17 protein-coding genes are annotated in these 17,672 nt (G+C 33.2%); 10 read left to right on the top strand and 7 right to left on the bottom strand.

Going from position 1 to position 17,672, the window contains the following annotated elements; genetic code table 11:
- Positions 1–67 precede the first annotated feature (67 nt).
- Positions 68–820 carry a triose-phosphate isomerase gene (gene tpiA / locus DFR66_RS06185; protein ID WP_114754075.1) on the top strand — a complete coding sequence of 251 codons (753 nt, stop codon included), beginning with the start codon at positions 68–70 and terminating at the stop codon, positions 818–820.
- Between the two features lie 53 nt (positions 821–873).
- Here tpiA and DFR66_RS06180 read toward each other — a convergent pair whose 3' ends face one another.
- Positions 874–2,097: a porin gene (locus DFR66_RS06180; protein ID WP_114753974.1), complete on the bottom strand. Its 1,224-nt coding sequence runs from the start codon at positions 2,095–2,097 to the stop codon at positions 874–876.
- Positions 2,098–2,192: 95 nt separating this feature from the next.
- On the opposite strand from DFR66_RS06180, the gene prmA reads away from it, so the two are divergent.
- The 4 genes from prmA (at position 2,193) to DFR66_RS06160 (ending at position 5,395) form a co-directional block, all read left to right on the top strand.
- The gene (gene prmA / locus DFR66_RS06175) at positions 2,193–3,026 is read left to right on the top strand and encodes a 50S ribosomal protein L11 methyltransferase (RefSeq protein ID WP_114753973.1); all 834 of its coding nucleotides are present in this window, start codon (positions 2,193–2,195) and stop codon (positions 3,024–3,026) included.
- 45 nt (positions 3,027–3,071) lie between these two features.
- Positions 3,072–3,347: an ATP-dependent Clp protease adaptor ClpS gene (locus DFR66_RS06170; protein WP_114753972.1), complete on the top strand. Its 276-nt coding sequence runs from the start codon at positions 3,072–3,074 to the stop codon at positions 3,345–3,347.
- 95 nt (positions 3,348–3,442) lie between these two features.
- A complete protein-coding gene (locus DFR66_RS06165) occupies positions 3,443–4,714 on the top strand; it encodes a sterol desaturase family protein (RefSeq protein WP_114753971.1) in 1,272 nt (423 codons plus the stop codon).
- A gap of 9 nt (positions 4,715–4,723) precedes the next feature.
- A complete protein-coding gene (locus tag DFR66_RS06160) occupies positions 4,724–5,395 on the top strand; it encodes a lysoplasmalogenase (RefSeq protein ID WP_114753970.1) in 672 nt (223 codons plus the stop codon).
- A 43-nt stretch (positions 5,396–5,438) separates the two neighbouring features.
- Here DFR66_RS06160 and DFR66_RS06155 read toward each other — a convergent pair whose 3' ends face one another.
- Both DFR66_RS06155 and DFR66_RS06150 read right to left on the bottom strand, forming a co-directional pair.
- Positions 5,439–5,855 (bottom strand): DUF6691 family protein, encoded by a 417-nt coding sequence (locus tag DFR66_RS06155; protein WP_114753969.1) that lies wholly within the window; start codon positions 5,853–5,855, stop codon positions 5,439–5,441.
- Between the two features lie 36 nt (positions 5,856–5,891).
- Positions 5,892–6,452 (bottom strand): YeeE/YedE family protein, encoded by a 561-nt coding sequence (locus tag DFR66_RS06150; RefSeq protein ID WP_114753968.1) that lies wholly within the window; start codon positions 6,450–6,452, stop codon positions 5,892–5,894.
- Between the two features lie 438 nt (positions 6,453–6,890).
- Here DFR66_RS06150 and DFR66_RS06145 point away from each other — a divergent pair, with 438 nt between their 5' ends.
- The 5 genes from DFR66_RS06145 (at position 6,891) to DFR66_RS14000 (ending at position 10,552) form a co-directional block, all read left to right on the top strand.
- Positions 6,891–7,340 carry a 2-dehydro-3-deoxyphosphooctonate aldolase gene (locus DFR66_RS06145; protein WP_114753967.1) on the top strand — a complete coding sequence of 150 codons (450 nt, stop codon included), beginning with the start codon at positions 6,891–6,893 and terminating at the stop codon, positions 7,338–7,340.
- 223 nt (positions 7,341–7,563) lie between these two features.
- Positions 7,564–8,382 (top strand): 3-deoxy-8-phosphooctulonate synthase, encoded by an 819-nt coding sequence (kdsA, locus tag DFR66_RS06140; protein ID WP_114753966.1) that lies wholly within the window; start codon positions 7,564–7,566, stop codon positions 8,380–8,382.
- An 18-nt stretch (positions 8,383–8,400) separates the two neighbouring features.
- Positions 8,401–9,246 (top strand): hypothetical protein, encoded by an 846-nt coding sequence (locus DFR66_RS06135; protein ID WP_114753965.1) that lies wholly within the window; start codon positions 8,401–8,403, stop codon positions 9,244–9,246.
- Between the two features lie 212 nt (positions 9,247–9,458).
- Entirely contained in the window at positions 9,459–10,337 is an 879-nt protein-coding gene (locus tag DFR66_RS06130; protein WP_242008638.1) for a PAS domain S-box protein, read from the top strand.
- Positions 10,338–10,375: 38 nt separating this feature from the next.
- Positions 10,376–10,552: an ATP-binding protein gene (locus DFR66_RS14000; protein ID WP_242008637.1), complete on the top strand. Its 177-nt coding sequence runs from the start codon at positions 10,376–10,378 to the stop codon at positions 10,550–10,552.
- 28 nt (positions 10,553–10,580) lie between these two features.
- Here DFR66_RS14000 and DFR66_RS06125 read toward each other — a convergent pair whose 3' ends face one another.
- The 4 genes from DFR66_RS06125 to pta form a co-directional block, all read right to left on the bottom strand.
- On the bottom strand, positions 10,581–11,960 hold the full coding sequence (locus DFR66_RS06125; RefSeq protein ID WP_114753964.1) for a M28 family peptidase: 1,380 nt from the start codon (positions 11,958–11,960) through the stop codon (positions 10,581–10,583).
- A 141-nt stretch (positions 11,961–12,101) separates the two neighbouring features.
- Positions 12,102–14,198, bottom strand: a complete 2,097-nt coding sequence (locus DFR66_RS06120) for a glycoside hydrolase family 97 protein (protein ID WP_114753963.1) — start codon at positions 14,196–14,198, stop codon at positions 12,102–12,104.
- Between the two features lie 130 nt (positions 14,199–14,328).
- Positions 14,329–15,528 carry an acetate/propionate family kinase gene (locus DFR66_RS06115; RefSeq protein WP_114753962.1) on the bottom strand — a complete coding sequence of 400 codons (1,200 nt, stop codon included), beginning with the start codon at positions 15,526–15,528 and terminating at the stop codon, positions 14,329–14,331.
- A gap of 25 nt (positions 15,529–15,553) precedes the next feature.
- Positions 15,554–17,647 (bottom strand): phosphate acetyltransferase, encoded by a 2,094-nt coding sequence (gene pta / locus DFR66_RS06110; RefSeq protein WP_114753961.1) that lies wholly within the window; start codon positions 17,645–17,647, stop codon positions 15,554–15,556.
- Positions 17,648–17,672 lie beyond the last annotated feature (25 nt).

Raw genomic sequence — 17,672 nt, 5'->3', positions numbered from 1 at the left:
TTCGCAATATTATTTGCAAATGTTTCAGAAAAAATTAAAACCAAAAACTAAATATAATACGACTAAAATGAGAAAGAAAATTGTTGCCGGTAACTGGAAAATGCATAAAAATGCAGAACAAACTGAAGATTTATTGAATGAATTAATAGCTAAAATACCAACTGACACAACAGCACAAGTTATTGTAGCTCCAACATTTGTTAACTTAGCTTCCGCTGTAGATCATTTAGAGTTTACTAATATTGATGTTGCTGCACAAAACGTACATCAAGCTGAAGGTGGTGCTTTTACAGGCGAAATTTCAGCAGATATGTTAAAAAGTGTTGGTGTTGATATCGTAATTTTAGGACACTCAGAGCGTAGAGCGATATTTAATGAAACAGATGCTTTGATTGCAAGCAAGGTAAATACTGCATTAGAGCATGATATGAAAGTAATCTTTTGTTTTGGAGAAGAATTAAAAGACCGTCAATCAAAAAATCATTTTAATATTGTAGAAAACCAATTACGTGATGGATTATTTCATATTGAATCAAAAGATTGGGAAAGTATAATCTTAGCTTATGAGCCAGTTTGGGCTATAGGAACTGGAGAAACAGCTTCTCCTGAACAAGCACAAGAAATGCATGAGTTTATCCGTGAAACAGTTCGTAAAGCTTTTGGAAGTGATATTGCTGAAAACGTATCTATCCTTTATGGCGGAAGTGTAAAACCTGAAAATGCAAAAGAAATATTCTCAAAACCTGATGTAGACGGAGGTCTTATTGGTGGAGCTGCGCTAAAAGCAGATGATTTTGTTGCAATTGTAAATGCAATTTAAGTTTCCTAATAAAAAGTCATAAAAGAAAGCGGTGATTCATGTCACCGCTTTTTTTAAATTCCTATTTCTACCTGAAAACGCAAATACCAATTATTGTTAATTCTTCCGTCAAAATAATTTAAAGTATCAAAAGTTAATTCAGTTTGTAACTTAAAAGTGTGCTCCCAAACATATTTAGTCAAACCGATAGTGTATTGTTTAGAATTTGGAGCCAAAGACCTAATGTCATCTCCTACTTTTTGAGTGGAATACCGACCAATAATTTCGTAATTGGAAGGGAAATTATAACTCAAATGATGATCAAATCCATTACCCACATATACATAATTAGATTGCGTAGTGTCATCCGGGTTAAAAGTAACAGCATTATCGGAAGTAGTTCTAGACATATAACTAGACATGGCAGACCAACCGTTGTATTTCAGCATAGCATCTAACATAATTGATTTCATGGTGCGAGATTCAAACAAATCATTCCCTAATTGTCCTTGTGTTCTTTTAGCATGATTATTTTGCTGAAAAGCTCCTGAAAGCATCAGTTTTGGCTTTTTTTCTCGTACAATATCCCCTTCAAAATAGGTTCCATCCCTAGAAAAAGCTCCAAAAGGCAACAACTCTACTTTTCCGGTTACAGCAACTCCTGCATCTGCATTTCCTGTTATATTACGTCCTTCACCTGTTGAAACAGCAGTCTTGAAATTATAGGAAAATTTATCTTGAAATTCATTCATATTATGAACTTGAAAGCCAAAATCCCTATCAATTGTAAATCTGGCGTTATTAATGGAACGATCCGTTAATTGAAGACCTCCCGAAGAATTTACACGCTGACGATTACCAGGTAATTTTGTTTGCCCAAAACTGATATTCCAGTGATTATTAGGTCTGTAAAAAACAACAGCATCTCGAATAATATTAATATTCTCTCCTTCTTGAATTTCACCTACATCGCCAGGAGCAAACGATAATTGTACTGCATATAAAAATTTTGGTGAACCTACATATCCGTCTAATCGCAAACGCAAACGTCTAATTTGCCCATCATAAACGCCATCTTCACCTTCATTTTCAGTATATGTAACTCTGTTTTGCATTCGAAAACGAATATTCAATTGGTATAAACTGTCTGGAGAAGTCATTCCTATTCCTTTACCAAAACTATAATATGGAAGGGCCGATAATTTTAGATCATTATCCTGTTTATTTTGTTTTATGGTAACTTGAGCATTGCAAACAATGCTAAAAATAAAAACAAAAAATAAGAAAATCTCTTTCATTGTGTAGTTGTAACTTAAGATAACAAATGTAAAATAAAATTTGATTTACAAATGTGGTTTAAATAGCGATTGCTACCTTTGCAAAAAAAATAAACATGTCAAACATATATATTGGATACCATTTTACTATTGAGCCTAAAGAACTAGGTTCTGAAATATTAATCGCAGAACTGGGAGAAAAAGCATTTGAGAGTTTTACAGAAACTGAAACTGGAATTTCAGCTTTTGTACAAAAAGATTTATGGGATGAAATGATTCTGGATGACATTCATATTTTACAATCTGAAGAATTTACGATTGATTATACATTCGAAGAAATCGAACAAGTCAACTGGAATGAAGAATGGGAAAAGAATTTTGAAGCGATAGATGTTGATGGGAATTGTCATGTACGAGCTCCTTTTCACCCAAAAACAGATGCCGAATTCGATATTGTTATTGAACCAAAAATGAGTTTTGGTACAGGTCATCATGAAACCACTCACATGATGATTCAGCATTTATTAGAAATAGATGTTAAGGGTATGAAAACACTGGACATGGGATGTGGAACTGCCATTTTAGCAATACTTGCCGAGATGAAAGGAGCTCAACCTATTGACGCCATTGATATTGATAATTGGTGTTATTTGAATTCAATTGAAAATGCACAACGCAATAATTGTAAACACATCACAGTTTATGAAGGTGAAGCAGCATTGTTAGAAGGCAAAAAATACGATTTAATTATTGCTAATATCAACAGAAACATCTTGTTGAACGATATGCAAAGTTATGTTGACAGTTTAAATCCTAATGGAACATTACTTTTAAGTGGTTTCTATCAAGAGGACATTCCCTTTATAGATGCTTCTTGTACTGAAAAAGGATTAACTTATGTTAAAAAATTTGAAAGAAACAATTGGGTGTCTTTAAAATATGTAAATTAGTGCTACTAATTTTTTATTAATTACGAAAGTACAAAAACCTACAAAATGAGTACTAAAGAAAAAGTAAGAGAAAGTGTAAGTGTAAAAGAAACAGTTAGTTTAGATAATGAAATCGTAGTTTACAATGATGATGTAAATACGTTTGACCATGTTATTGAAACTTTGATTCGCGTTTGTAATCACACTCCAGAACAAGCAGAGCAATGTTCATTAATTGTGCATTACAACGGAAAGTGTACCGTAAAAACGGGTCCTTACGATAAATTAAAACCACAATGCACTCAATTATTAGAAGCAGGAATAAATGCAGAGATAATTTAAAAACAATAAGTGCTTCCCTTTAAAAAATAAATTACTGTGAATAATTCAAAAAACATTCGCTTTTATTCTATATTTGAATAAAAAAAAGTGTTTTTATGGAAGAATACGGTAAAATTTTAGTGTTTGTAATGCCCATTTTTTTGATATTAATTATTTTCGAAAAAATATACGGGCATTACAAAGGCGAAGATACTGCTCCTAACATGGATTCTGTTTCTAGCGTAAGCTCTGGAATGATTAACTCCTTAAAAGATGTTTTAGGACTTAGTATAACGCTAGTTTCTTATGATTGGATAGTCTCTAAAATAGCTATTATTGATCTACAAGCAACCTTTTTAACCTATTTTATTGGATTTATTGCAATCGACTTTTATGGATATTGGAGTCATCGTTTGTCGCATCAAATTAATTTTTTATGGAACAAACATGCCATTCATCACAGTAGTGAGGAATTCAATTTAGCCTGTGCCCTACGCCAACCTGTTTCCAGTTTTGTAAATCTATTTACATTTTTATTAATTCCGGCTGCTCTTTTAGGAGTTCCCTCTAAAGTGATTGCTATAACACTTCCTATTCATTTATTTCTTCAATTCTGGTATCATACCAAGCACATAAAAAAAATTGGTTTTCTGGAAAACATACTTGTTTCTCCATCGCATCACAGGGTTCATCATGCTATAAATCCTGAATACATGGATAAGAATCATTCACAAATATTCATTATTTGGGATAAATTATTTGGTACTTTTCAAGCAGAATTAGAAACTGTTCCACCTGTTTTTGGAATTACAAGACCAGCTAGAACTTGGAATCCAATTCGGATTAATTTTCAGCATTTATCATTACTGATTACAGATGCTTGGCGTGCCGAAAACTGGAAAGACAAGTTTACTATTTGGTTTAAACCAACAGGCTGGCGTCCCGAAAACTTTGAAGAAAAATATCCCGTAACTAAAATCACTAATGTCTATGATTTTGAAAAATACGGTGTACAACATTCTAAAAAACTGATGTACTGGTCCTTATTTCAAGCTATTATTACTTTATTACTAATTAGTTATCTTTACAATTCGATTGCCATAATAGGATTACCAAATGTTTTTATTTACGGAGCATTCATTTTCCTTACCGTCTACAGTTACACAGAACTTATGGACACTCGAAAAATATCTTTATTTTGGGAAAGTATCCGGTTTGTATTTGGAATTGGAGTGATTTTCTATTTTGGAGATTGGTTTGGCATGGACCAACTCTTTCCTTTTGCTAGCTATAGTATTGGCGGTTACCTACTTTTATCCTTGGCAGTAACAATATATTTTGTCAATAGTAATTTTGAAAAAGAAACAATGATTGTAGCTCAATCTTAAAAATAAAAAATGAAAAGCAACCATATATTAAACAGTTTTCTGGGATTTAGTATTATTTATCTTTTAATCATTTTTATTGGTCGTGAAGATGCAGCTTGGTATTTGAAACCATTTTTATTACCGTTTCTAATTCTGGCTGTTTATGTACACGAAAAATTCAACACGCAAAGAATTCTTTTAACAGCTTTGATTTTGTCGTGGATTGGTGACATTATTTTGATGTTTGCTGACAATGAAGAATTATATTTTATAGCTGGATTGATTGCTTTTTTACTTTCACACATTTCTTATATTATACTGTTCAGCAAACAATTAAAGATTTATTTAAAGAAAAGTAAAATCATTTTCTGGATAGGAGTTACAGCAATTGCCTTCTATTTAATTGTAATGATGCTGATTTTATTACCAAGTTTGGGAGACTTGAAAATTCCTGTGTTCCTATATGCACTCACAATTTCAATTATGTTATTATTTGCACTCAAAGGCTTTTTAAACTGGCAAAAACCTGCCAGTATATATATTTTAATTGGTGCTATCGTTTTTGTAGCTTCAGATAGTCTTTTAGCTTTTGATAAATTTTATGCACCATTACAATACAGTTCCATACTTATTATGGCAACTTACTTAATTGCACAATATTTGATTGTTGATGGCATTTTGAAACTAAACACAAAAAAATAGCATTTTCATAAGAGAATGCTACTTTGACATCAATATTTTTTTTTTAATGAGGTAATTTATTTTTCAATAATCCGTATAAATAAGTTCCCAAAAGCGCACCGAAAAGCACTATCAGAACAGTCCAAAAACCTGCACCAAGCAAGATAAATATTGGACCGGGGCAAGAACCTACTAAAGCCCAACCCAAACCAAAAAACAATCCGCCAATCCAGTATCGAGCAGATCCTTTTTCTTTATCTGGAATTTCTATAGATTCTCCTTTTATATCTTTGATATTATTTCGTTTAATAATTTGAATCCCAATAATTCCTGTCAAGATAGCAACAGAAATAATTCCGAACATGTGGAACGACTGAAATTGAAACATCTCGTAAATGCGATACCAAGAAACAGCTTCAGATTTAGTCAGGACAATTCCGAAAACAAATCCAACTAATAAATATTTTAGTATATTTTTCATGCTTTTAATTTTAAATTTTAAATGATGATTGCTTGCCTAATTTACAATTAATGGCAATAAAAAATGCGCCATTATCAATCCACCGATGAAGAAACCAATTACCGCTTTCAAAGAGGGAATTTGCAAATTACTCAAGCCTGAAATTGCATGTCCTGATGTACAACCACCAGCATAGCGAGAGCCAAAACCAATCAAAACCCCACCAATAAGCAGTATAAAAATACTTTTTGGAGATTCTAAAATGGCTATTCCAAAAAGTGCATCTGGCATTAATTTTCCGTTTGGCGCATCAATACCTAATATTGCTAACTGTTCAATAGTTTTAGGGTTAATGTCTACATTTGAAGCATCACTCATAAAATTAACGGCAACAAAACCGCCTAACATAGCGCCAAGAACGACTACTAAATTCCAGCGTTGTTCTCTCCAGTCAAAATCAAAAAAAGCTACTCGTTTGCCCAAGCCCGCCATAGAACAAAGCGAACGTAAATTAGAAGACATTCCAAAAGATTTTCCGAAATAAATAAGCGCTAACATAATCAAGCCTATCAAAAAACCGGAAACGTACCAGGACCATGTTTGAAAAATAATATCCATATTGTTTTTTTGTGCAAAGATAAGAAGCATTTTATGAGATAGTAAGAGAATTTATAAAATCAATTAAAAACGGCTCCAAATTACTGCTGAAACTCGCATTAGGTCTAAACTTCTGTATATATTTGTAGTGTTTAATTACTTGGTATTTTAATTGCAATATTAATTTTATCACTATATTCTAAAATAAAAAGTATTTAATTTTAAACACATAAGTCATTTAAGCTATAAAGTTTGTTATTGAAATTAGACTTAAAAGTAAATATAAGTTAAAAATATTCTTTTTCAGGTAAAGAGACTTTGCTAAAATGAACCACTAACTTGACTCAATTTTATGCAAATTAAAAAACTTATTTATCTTAAATGTTTAAAAATATGTACTAAACACAATGCTATTATTTCAAGACTTAAGCGAATTTACACCATAAATTTATTTTAAACATGAACAAATCAATCCTTCTTATTGCGTTACTTATGAGTATCGCTTCTTGCTCTACTACACAATCTACTTTGAAAAACACCGATGACAATGCGCCAAGCCTTACACTTTCTAAAAACAATACTTTTATAATTACGGAATTCAGTAAAGACAAAAAATATGGTTATGATAAAGATTATCCTATCAATATTTTCTATAATAACACCAAAAACGAAACTATAAATCAAGATCGGTTTTTAAATGCTTTGGCTGGACCAAAAGGTGAAAAAATAACGTTTACTAAACTAGAAAGCTGCTGTCCTTTTCCAACAAAAAGAAGTGAAATGGGTGCCGGATTTCTAGATGTTTATGAATTAAAATGGGAAGGTCAGAAAAAGCCAATTCTTCTTTATTTAAACATCTATGAAAAAGGAATCTTAATGGTACCAACGGGGCTTTCTTTGAGAAAATAATAGACTTAAAAATCTCTAAATATTCTTGTAAATCATATCTATAGTACTGATGTTCCAGATGCCTATGGAGAAATCCCCCCGTTTTCAGGCAGATTGCAATCTTATCCTAATGACGAGACAGAAAAAAGCTCCTAAAAAAAGTTAATCCAAGAAATTATTTGCAAATCATAAATCGTAAATCGTAAATCATAACTACCTTTGCATCTTTAAAATAATTCATATTATGAACCTACAACATATTCCACAAATTAAATATACTGACAGTGGTAATTTCTTTTTGCTTGCTGGTCCTTGCGCCATTGAAGGGGAAGAAATGGCTATGAGAATTGCCGAAAAACTAGTTGGTATTACTCATAATTTACAAATTCCTTTCGTTTTTAAGGGGTCTTTTAAGAAAGCAAACCGTTCTAGAATTGATAGTTTTTCAGGAATTGGTGATGAAAAAGCATTGAAAATCCTTAGAAAAGTTTCGGAAACATTCAATGTACCTACGGTGACAGATATTCATACGAATGAAGATGCTAATATGGCTGCACAATATGTTGATGTGTTGCAAATTCCCGCTTTTTTAGTTCGCCAAACTGATTTAGTCGTGGCTGCTGCCAATACTGGAAAAGTGGTCAACTTGAAAAAAGGACAATTTATGAGTCCGGAAAGCATGAAACATGCTGTTCAAAAAGTATTGGATTGTCACAATGAAAACGTGATGGTTACGGATAGAGGAACCATGTTTGGCTACCAAGACATGATTGTTGATTTCAGAGGAATTCCTACTATGCAACAATACGCAACAACTGTTCTTGATGTTACGCACTCACTGCAACAACCTAACCAAACAGCTGGAGTAACTGGAGGAAGACCAGACATGATTGAAACCATTGCCAAAGCTGGTATTGCTGTAGGCGTGGATGGAATTTTTATTGAAACTCATTTTGATCCTGCTAATGCAAAAAGCGATGGTGCAAATATGTTGCATTTAGATTATTTCGAATCTTTAATGACTAAGTTAGTCGCTATCAGAAAAACAATTAATACATTTTAAATTTTAGCCCAAAAATCATTGAAATATTTTTTATTATACACAACATTACTTGTCATTTTATTTTCGAATAGTACAATTGCACAGGAAACTACAGAAATTCAAAGTAAATATACAGCTCAAAATAAAGGAAAATTTTTTATTTCATGGGGAGGAAACAGAGACAGTTACTCCAAATCAGACATCACTTTTCAAGGTAAAGATTACGATTTTACCTTAGAGAATGTTCAAGCTCACGACAAACCAAAGGGCTGGCATATTGATTATATCAATCCAGTACGAATGACAATACCACAGACTAACTTAAGAATGGGGTATTTTATAAGCAACCATTATAGTGTAGCGATTGGCGTAGACCATATGAAATATGTGATGGCGCAAAATAAAACTGTCGACATCAATGGATATTATCCTAACCCAGGATCATATAATGAGTTACTAGCGAATAATCAAGTACTACTGACAGAAGAATTTCTGCAATATGAGCATACCGATGGATTGAATTATGTAAACACGGAGTTTTCAAGACATGATGATATTTCATCAATTTTCAATATCAGAAATACCGATAAAATTCAAGTTAACTTAACCGAAGGAGTTGGTTTTGGATTATTGTATCCAAAAACAAACACAACATTATTAGGAAAAGAACGTCACGACGATTTTCATGTTTCAGGTTATGGAACTTCATTGAAAGCAGGTTTGAATGTTACTTTTTTCAAACACTTTTATATTCAAGGAGAATTAAAAGGAGGTTACATCAATATGCAGGATATTAGAACAACGCAAAGTTCTGAGGATAGTGCTTCACAAGATTTTTTCTTTTTTCAGAAAATCATTGCTTTGGGAGGAATTTTTAGAATTTAATTCATTCTCTATCAAAAATTAAATAAGCTATCATTAATGATGGCTTTTTTTATGATTTTGATTTAAAAAAAACTAAAATATATAAAATTAACAACGGTTTGATTATTTGATTTTTTTTCTTTTTTTAAATTTTAATTAGTTAAATTTATCCAACAGATTTACTTGTTTCAAGTCGGGTAATTTTAATACAATATAAATCTTTAAAATTATAAATGACCAAAAATAACACCACCATATCTTCTTTAAAAACAGACTATCACTTTGATAATTTTTTTAATATCTCAGCTGATTTTATATGTATTGCAGGATTTGATGGCTTTTTCAAGAGAATAAATCCAGCTGTTTCACAATTATTAGGCTTTACCGAAGAGGAATTATACGCGAGGCCCATTAGCAGTTTTGTATACGCAGCCGACCTCCAAATTACATTAGAAACCAGAGAACAAGTATATAAAAACAAACCTCTTTTGAATTTTGAAAACCGCTATTTAACTAAAAGTGGCGAAATTGTATGGTTATCATGGACATCAATGCCTGTTCCGTCCGAGAAGTTAGTATATGCAATAGCGAAAAATATTACCCATAAAAAAAGAATTGAAGAAGAGCGCAATTTGCTCATTGCAAATTTGACACAAATTAATAAAGAACTTACCGTTTTGTCACACAAAACATCCCACGATTTAAAGTCACCTATTAATAACATGCTTTCGGTTTTTAGTCTTATCGATGTATCTAAAATCAATGATCCAGAAACGTTGGAATTAGTAGAAATTCTTAAATTAACTAGTGAAAATTTAAAACAAACTTTAAATGATTCTATCGATCAATTATTAGAAAACGAGAGTATCAACATTCAAATTGAAGAAATAAATTTAAATGAATCCCTTCATGAAGTACTTACTTCCATAAATTCTTTGGTACGTGATTCAAAAGCAGTTATTAACACTGACTTTTCAGCTTTTGAAAATGTTACTTTTAACAAAGCATATATCAAAAGTATATTTTTGAATTTACTCACTAATTCAATCAAATATACTAAACCTAATCAAGCACCTGTTATTACCATTTATTCCAGAAAAACAAACGCGTAAATCAATTAATTTTCTCTGATAATGGACTTGGTTTTGATATGGAAAAAGTGCGTGACAAAATTTTTGGATTATATGAAAAATTTCACAGTAATATTGATAGCAACGGGATAGGATTGTATTTGGTCTACAATCACATCACTAGTTTAGGCGGACGAATTGCCGTGGAGAGTAAAATAAATGAAGGTGCTACATTCACTATTTCTTTCAAATATTGAGTGTAACACCTTCAAAATTATTATTTTTTTATTTAGCTATACCATTTTGATCCATCAGATAAAGCAAAGAAGCCATTGCCGCTGCTCCTAGTTCCAACTCTCTTTTATTGACAGCATCAAAAGTATCATTGGCAGCGTGATGGTAATCAAAGTAACGCTGTGAATCTGGTTGCAAACCTACCTTTACGATATGATTCGATTTCAATGGACCAATATCAACACCTGAATGTCCTTTTACAAATTTGTGGATTAAATAGGGTTCAAACAACGTGGCCCAACTTTTGATTTTATTGAAATTAGCTTCATCAGCCTCAATTGAAAAACCTCTTGGTGAGAAACCCCCTGAATCACTTTCTAAAGCAAAAATATGGTTCTCATTCTTTTTATTGGATTGTGTTTCATATTCTTTTCCTCCTCGAACTCCGTTTTCTTCATTCATAAACAAAACCACACGTAAGGTATTTTTTGGTTTGTAACCAATATTTTTGAAGATATTCAACACTTCCATACTTTGTACACATCCTGCACCATCGTCATGAGATCCGTCTCCAAGGTCCCAGGAATCTAGGTGTCCGCCAACAACCATTATTCTTTCAGGATGCTCAGAACCTGTAATTTCGCCAACAACATTATAGGATAAAACATCATCAAAAGTCTGACACGACTGTTTTAAATAGAATAGTGCATTTGGATTTTGTTTTAAACTTTTACTCAAAAGTTCAGCTCCATTTGTACTTATGGCAGCAGCAGGAATACGTTGCTCCTTAGCAATATCTCCATAATTAGTTGCACCAGTGTGCGGTAAATCATCCAATCTTAAGTTCATGGATCTAACAACTACAGCTAATGCTCCAAGTTTTCCTGCTTCTCTTGCTCCTGATGATCTCTGGTCTACGCAACCACTATAGGCTTTAAATGTTTCAACATATTCTGGATTCATAGGTCTATTGAAGAAAATGATTTTGCCTTTAACTTTTGCTTCTCCTAATGCTGTTAATTCCTCTAGACTGTTTACTTCCAATATTGGCGCTTGTAATCCCTTCTTTGGAGTAGCTACTGAACCTCCAAGGGCACAAATAGGAAAAGAAATTTTTTGTTTCCCTAATTGTAAATACCCGATTTCTTTTTCGCCTCTTACCCATTTTGGCACCATTACTTCCTGAAGGTACACTTTATCTAAACCCAGCGTTTCTAATTGTGCTTTGGTATACAAAACCGCTTTTTCTGCTCCTGTAGATCCTGATAATCGAGAACCAATGGTATTCGATAAATGGTCCAACCAAGGATAACATTTAGCATTGGTGAGAGATGATTTGTAAATATCTTTTAACGCTTGTTCGTCTTTAGTTTGCGCAAATACGGTGATTCCACCAAATAAAAGTGCGGCTAAAACAATTGATTTTTTCATAATAAACTTAGTCTTTTTGGGTATTTATATTAATAATTTTGATTTTGGTAGCTTTCGCAATTTCGTAATTCCAAACGAATATCTATGGTTCGATTCAAAAAAAAATCCTACAAGTTTTAAAGCTCTTGCAGGATATCCTTATTATTTTATCGGTTCGAAACTGATTGCTGTTCCTCCTCCTGGAGCCAAATTTAATTTGACTTTTGATTTGCTGGTCACTGTCATCGTTCTTATTTTATAAGCAATTGGATTGTTCTTCCAATCAGCATCTTTAGCATCTTCATAAATAATGGCTTTGTATTTTTTCCCTTTGGTTAAAAAGTCTACCTTTATTTCTGATGTTCTGGCATTCTCATCGGTGATTGCACCCAAAAACCACGTTTCCTTTCCTTTTGTTTTTCGGGCAACTGTAACGTAGTCGCCAGGTTCTGCCTCTAAATATTTACTTTCATCCCAATCCATTTCAACATCTTTGATAAATTGAAATGCATCTGGATATTTCTCGTAGTTTTCCAATAAATCGGCAGCCATTTGCAACGGAGAATACATCGTTACATACAAAGCGAGTTGTTTGGCTAAAGTGGTATGAACCTGCTCCGTTTTATTTTTATCATAATAACTCATTTTGATTTCGAAAATTCCCGGCGTGTAATCCATCGGACCACCCAATTGTCTTGTAAAAGGCAAAATGGTCTCGTGCGCAGGCGGATTTCCAACGCTCCAAGCATTGAATTCATTTCCACGAGCCGCTTCAGCAGCGATATAATTAGGATATGTTCTTCCAAAACCTGTTGGTCTTGACGATTCGTGGGAGTTAATCATAATCTTGTAATCTGCAGCACGTTTAACCACAAAATTGAAATGATTCACCATAGATTGTCCGTCGTGAAACTCTCCACGTGGAATGATTTTGCCCACATAACCTGATTTTACTGCTGGATATTCGTATTTTTTCATCAAATCAAAAGCACGATCCAAGTGTCTTTCATAATTACTGACAGATCCCGATGTTTCATGATGCATGATCATTTTAACGTTTTTTTCTTTGGCGTAAGCCGAAAGAACGGCAATATCAAAATCCGGATACGGCGTTGTAAAATCAAAAACTTCCTCTTTCCAATTGCCGTTCCAATCCTCCCAACCTACATTCCAACCCTCAACAAGAACACCATCAAAACCGTTTTTTGCAGCAAAATCAATGTATCGTTTGGTATTTTCGGTAGTAGCACCGTGTTTTCCAGACGCTTTTGGAGCATCTGCAAAATTAGTGGCATTTTGAGAACCGGCATAATCCCAAGTAGATTTCCCAACGTGCATTTCCCACCAAATCCCCACGTATTTCATAGGTTTTATCCAAGAAGTATCTTCTAATTTTGACGGTTCGTTTAGGTTCAAAATCATTTTAGAAGCCACAATATCTCGCGCATCATCGCTAATCATGACAGTTCTCCAAGGCGATACACTAGGCGTTTGCAAATAGGCTTTGTCACCAATAGCATTCGGAACTAATTCGGCTTTTAATTTATAATTTGTCACATCAGCATTCAAATGCATGACTGGATAATTGACAACTGCCGCCTCAAAAATATTGAGATACAAACCTGATGGTGCTTTCATCATCAACGGTGTTTGAACCATGAATTTCCCTGGAATCGATTTTACTCCAATTCCGTTGTTCATATTGATTTTAGTATTATCAATTTCAGAAAAATTCGTTTCGTTGTATTCGTATTCATTGCTGTCGAAATCTCCTGGAAGCCAAAATACTTTGTTGTTTTCGGTTAAATTGAATTGGGTAACCTCATCAGAAATGATAAAATAATTCAATTCCGCTTGTTTTGGAAAATCATACCTGAAAGCTACTCCTTCATCAAAAACTCTAAAAATGATATTCATTTTTACCTTAGTTTCCTTGTTGTTGAGCGAAACAGTAAGTTCATTATAATGATTTTTAATACTAGCTTGTTCCCCTAAAACCGGTTTCCAAGATTCGTTGAAGCTTGAAGTTTTTGAAGTCAGTATTTCAAAATTTGCATCTAAAGCTGGTTTATCTTTTAATTTTATACCTAAAGCGCTTTCTAAAACGACCGCTTTGTTTTTGTAATTTACGGAATAAAAAGGCTGACCATTTGCTGCTAATTTAAAATTTAAGTCTATTTTACCTGATGGCGATTGAACGCTTTGGGCATTGCCTAAATTGAAAAGAAAGAGTAAAATAAGTGAAAATAAATATTTCATTTAATATGTTTTTTATATGAATTTACGAATATAGCCAAAATCTATATTTATGAATGAAAATGGTTTAACAATTAGATTTTTTTGTTAAAAAAGCCTCTGTTTATAGAAGCTCTTTTAGTTAGTTATTTTCTTACTTCGTCAGTAATTCGAATACCTGATTGGCAATTTCGATTTCCTCATTAGTAGGTATAACCAATATTTTAGTCTTGGAATCAGCTGTATTAATTTCTCTAATTTCTTTCGAACGGATTTCATTTTTAGATGCATCCAATGCAATTCCGAAATAATTCATATCCGTACAAACTAATTTCCGGATGTAGGAAGAATTTTCTCCAATCCCAGCCGTGAAAATAATGGCATCTAATCCGTTTAAAACGGCAGAGTAAGACCCAATATATTTCTTAATTCTATACGCATTCATAGCTAATGCCAGTTGACAATCTTCATTTCCGTTTTCGGCATTTGCTTCAATATCCCTTAAATCACTGTAACCGGTAAGTCCTAACATTCCGCTTTGTTTTTGCAACATTGTATTCACGGCTTCCAATGAATATCCTAAAGAATTAACCAAGTAAAAAATTACGGATTGATCCACATCTCCGCTTCGAGTTCCCATAATTAAACCATTCATGGGGCCAAAACCAAGCGTATGATCAATACTTTTTCCATCTTTTATTGCGGTCATACTACAACCATTTCCTAAATGTATCGTGATGATTTTAGAACCATTACTATTCGAATTTTGTTCTAAATATTGAATCGCTTTTTCAGAAACGTATTTGTGACTTGTTCCATGAAAACCATACACACGAATTTTATTTTCTGTTAAAAGGTAATTAGGAACTGCATATTTATGAGCTACTACAGGAATCGTTTGATGAAAAGCCGTATCAAAAACAGCCACTTGTTGTGCCGAACTAAAAATTTCTTCCGCGACATTTATTCCTTCTAAATTAGCGGGATTGTGCAATGGAGCTAAATCAAAAAGCTGTCTGATTTTGTCTTTTACCTCAGTGGTAATAATAACCGTATTCGAAAAAGCGCTTCCGCCATGCACCACTCTATGTCCTACTGCTTCTATCTCTTCTGTACTTTTAATCACTCCCACTTCGTCATCCATTAGCAATTTAGCAATTTTTTCTAAACCTACTTTATGGTTTGCAATAGGCAAAGTCTCTTCTAATTTAGTTGTATTTGTTGCGTACGAAAGGTTTGAAGTTTCGAGTCCTATTCTATCTATCATCCCTGAACAAATGACCTCATTTGCAGGCATATTGATTAACTGGTATTTTATGGAAGAACTTCCAGAGTTTATAATTACTATTTTCATTTGAAATTCATTAAAAGATTAAAAGTTACAATCCTTGTGCTTGAATCGCCGTAATCACGACTGTGTTTATAATATCATCAACAGTACAACCACGGCTTAAATCATTTACAGGTTTATTCAAACCTTGTAACATAGGCCCAATGGCTAACGCTCCAGTTTCTCTTTGAACCGCTTTATAGGTATTATTTCCTGTATTTAAATCCGGAAAAATTAAAACGCTCGCTTGTCCTGCCACTTCTGAATTTGGCATTTTACTTTTACCCACAGCCATATCAACCGCTGCATCATACTGAATTGGGCCTTCGATTTTTAAATCTGGACGTTTTATTCTTACTATTTCAGTCGCTGCTCGCACTTTATCCACTTCATCCCCTTTCCCTGAAGAACCTGATGAGTATGAAAGCATGGCGATTTTTGGTTCGATTCCAAAAGCTAAACTAGAATCCGCAGATGAAATAGCAATTTCAGCTAATTGCTCCGCAGTAGGGTTTGGATTAATCGCACAATCTCCAAAAACAGAAACTCTGTCCTCTAAACACATGAAAAATATCGAGGAAACTACAGAGGAGTTTGGTTTGGTTTTGATAAACTGTAACGCTGGCAAAATTGTATGTTGGGTAGTATGAGCAGCTCCAGAAACCATTCCGTCAGCATGTCCTTTGTACACCATCATCGTTCCAAAATACGAAACATCTTCCATCAAATCTTTCGCCATTCCTAACGTAACATTTTTCGCTTTTCGCAACTCATAATACGTGTTTACATAGTCGTCATAATGTTCCGATTCTATCGGATTAATTATTTTAATTTTAGAAAAATCAAAAGAAAGTCCCAGCTCTGCTATCTTGTTTTCAATTTGTTTTTTGTTCCCAATAATAGATATATCAACCACATCCATAGTCAACAATTGTGAAGCTGCAATAATGATTCTCTCATCATTCCCTTCCGGTAAAACGATGTGTTTCCTATGTTGTCTGGCTCTTTTTACTAAATTGTATTGGAACATTTTTGGTGTCATTCCTTCCGCTTCAAAGGTGATTAGCTTTTCAGCTAAGTTGTCTAAGTCGACATACTTTTCGAAAGTTGTAATCGAAATTTCAATCTTTTGCTTGTTGTTTGCATAAATTTTAGATTTAATAGAACCTATTTTATTAGTAATATAGTACGTCCCTTCTTCAACGGCAATAATTGGAACAATGGGCGAAAGTCCTTCTATCAGTTTCAAAATACTTATCTCTGGTAAAATATTTCCTGTCAAAACAATTCCGGAGATAGTAGGATAATTAAGGGATTCATTGGCTTGCAAAGCTCCTAAAATAATATCGGCACGATCTCCGGGAGTAATCACCAGACTATTCTCTTTCAAATGCAACAAATAATTGCACAATTGCATTGCGCCTACGCTAAAATTACCGGTTTGATTGTTTAAGTGAGCAGAGCCAAATAAAACTTTAGCGTCTAACTCCTTTACAATTTCCTGAACGGTTGGATTATTTAAATTATAAATCAACGGAATTGAATTCACTAATATGCTTTTGGGCAAACTTTTCTTTAAACCGTTAGTTACTAATTCTATATTCTCTGGTTGCACTTTATTAGCAATTACAGCCAAAACTTCAACATCCTTCACTTTGAATGAATCGTATGCTAAATAAAGACTATCTATTAATTCTTCTAATGTTTTGCCTACACCTGAGCCAACAATTATTGTAGGAATACCAAGATTTTTAGCTATAAGGACATTCATATCTAATTCGATGACAGTTCCTTCACCCGTAAAACTGGTTCCTTCGACTAGGACAAAATCAAAACGTTCTTCTAATTTTTTATATTTTTCAATAATTAAATCTAGAACCTCCCCTAATTTTCCTTTATTTTTTTTCTTGATTAATTTACTTTTTGTAATAACATATGCATCTTCAAATTGAATATCCAATCCAAAGTGACCAATCACTGTTTCAATATGATTATCAAATCCGCCTTCTTCAAAATCTTCAACTATGGGCCTAAAATAACCTACCTTGGCCATTTTGCCTATAAGCATACTCATCAATCCCAAAGTAATAATCGACTTTCCGCTATTTTGTTCGCTTGTTGCAATATATATGGCCTTGTTCATTTTTATATTTTTAAATTTAATTCTA

This window comes from Flavobacterium glaciei, assembly GCF_003350545.1.
In the GTDB taxonomy this organism is placed as follows: domain Bacteria; phylum Bacteroidota; class Bacteroidia; order Flavobacteriales; family Flavobacteriaceae; genus Flavobacterium; species Flavobacterium glaciei.
The sequence above is the reverse complement of the archived record's forward strand: the minus strand, read 5'-3'. Positions and strand labels throughout refer to the sequence as shown.

Excerpts from the sequence above, each read along its gene's own strand:
- DFR66_RS06145 (WP_114753967.1), top strand. The coding sequence starts at position 6,891 with ATGAACAAATCAATCCTTCTTATTGCGTTACTTATGAGTATCGCTTCT.
- kdsA (WP_114753966.1), top strand. The coding sequence starts at position 7,564 with ATGAACCTACAACATATTCCACAAATTAAATATACTGACAGTGGTAAT.
- tpiA (WP_114754075.1), top strand. The coding sequence starts at position 68 with ATGAGAAAGAAAATTGTTGCCGGTAACTGGAAAATGCATAAAAATGCA.
- DFR66_RS06115 (WP_114753962.1), bottom strand. The coding sequence starts at position 15,528 with ATGAAAATAGTAATTATAAACTCTGGAAGTTCTTCCATAAAATACCAG.
- DFR66_RS06130 (WP_242008638.1), top strand. The coding sequence starts at position 9,459 with ATGACCAAAAATAACACCACCATATCTTCTTTAAAAACAGACTATCAC.
- DFR66_RS06165 (WP_114753971.1), top strand. The coding sequence starts at position 3,443 with ATGGAAGAATACGGTAAAATTTTAGTGTTTGTAATGCCCATTTTTTTG.
- pta (WP_114753961.1), bottom strand. The coding sequence starts at position 17,647 with ATGAACAAGGCCATATATATTGCAACAAGCGAACAAAATAGCGGAAAG.
- DFR66_RS06155 (WP_114753969.1), bottom strand. The coding sequence starts at position 5,855 with ATGAAAAATATACTAAAATATTTATTAGTTGGATTTGTTTTCGGAATT.
- DFR66_RS06180 (WP_114753974.1), bottom strand. The coding sequence starts at position 2,097 with ATGAAAGAGATTTTCTTATTTTTTGTTTTTATTTTTAGCATTGTTTGC.
- DFR66_RS06125 (WP_114753964.1), bottom strand. The coding sequence starts at position 11,960 with ATGAAAAAATCAATTGTTTTAGCCGCACTTTTATTTGGTGGAATCACC.
- DFR66_RS14000 (WP_242008637.1), top strand. The coding sequence starts at position 10,376 with ATGGAAAAAGTGCGTGACAAAATTTTTGGATTATATGAAAAATTTCAC.
- prmA (WP_114753973.1), top strand. The coding sequence starts at position 2,193 with ATGTCAAACATATATATTGGATACCATTTTACTATTGAGCCTAAAGAA.
- DFR66_RS06120 (WP_114753963.1), bottom strand. The coding sequence starts at position 14,198 with ATGAAATATTTATTTTCACTTATTTTACTCTTTCTTTTCAATTTAGGC.
- DFR66_RS06170 (WP_114753972.1), top strand. The coding sequence starts at position 3,072 with ATGAGTACTAAAGAAAAAGTAAGAGAAAGTGTAAGTGTAAAAGAAACA.
- DFR66_RS06160 (WP_114753970.1), top strand. The coding sequence starts at position 4,724 with ATGAAAAGCAACCATATATTAAACAGTTTTCTGGGATTTAGTATTATT.
- DFR66_RS06150 (WP_114753968.1), bottom strand. The coding sequence starts at position 6,452 with ATGGATATTATTTTTCAAACATGGTCCTGGTACGTTTCCGGTTTTTTG.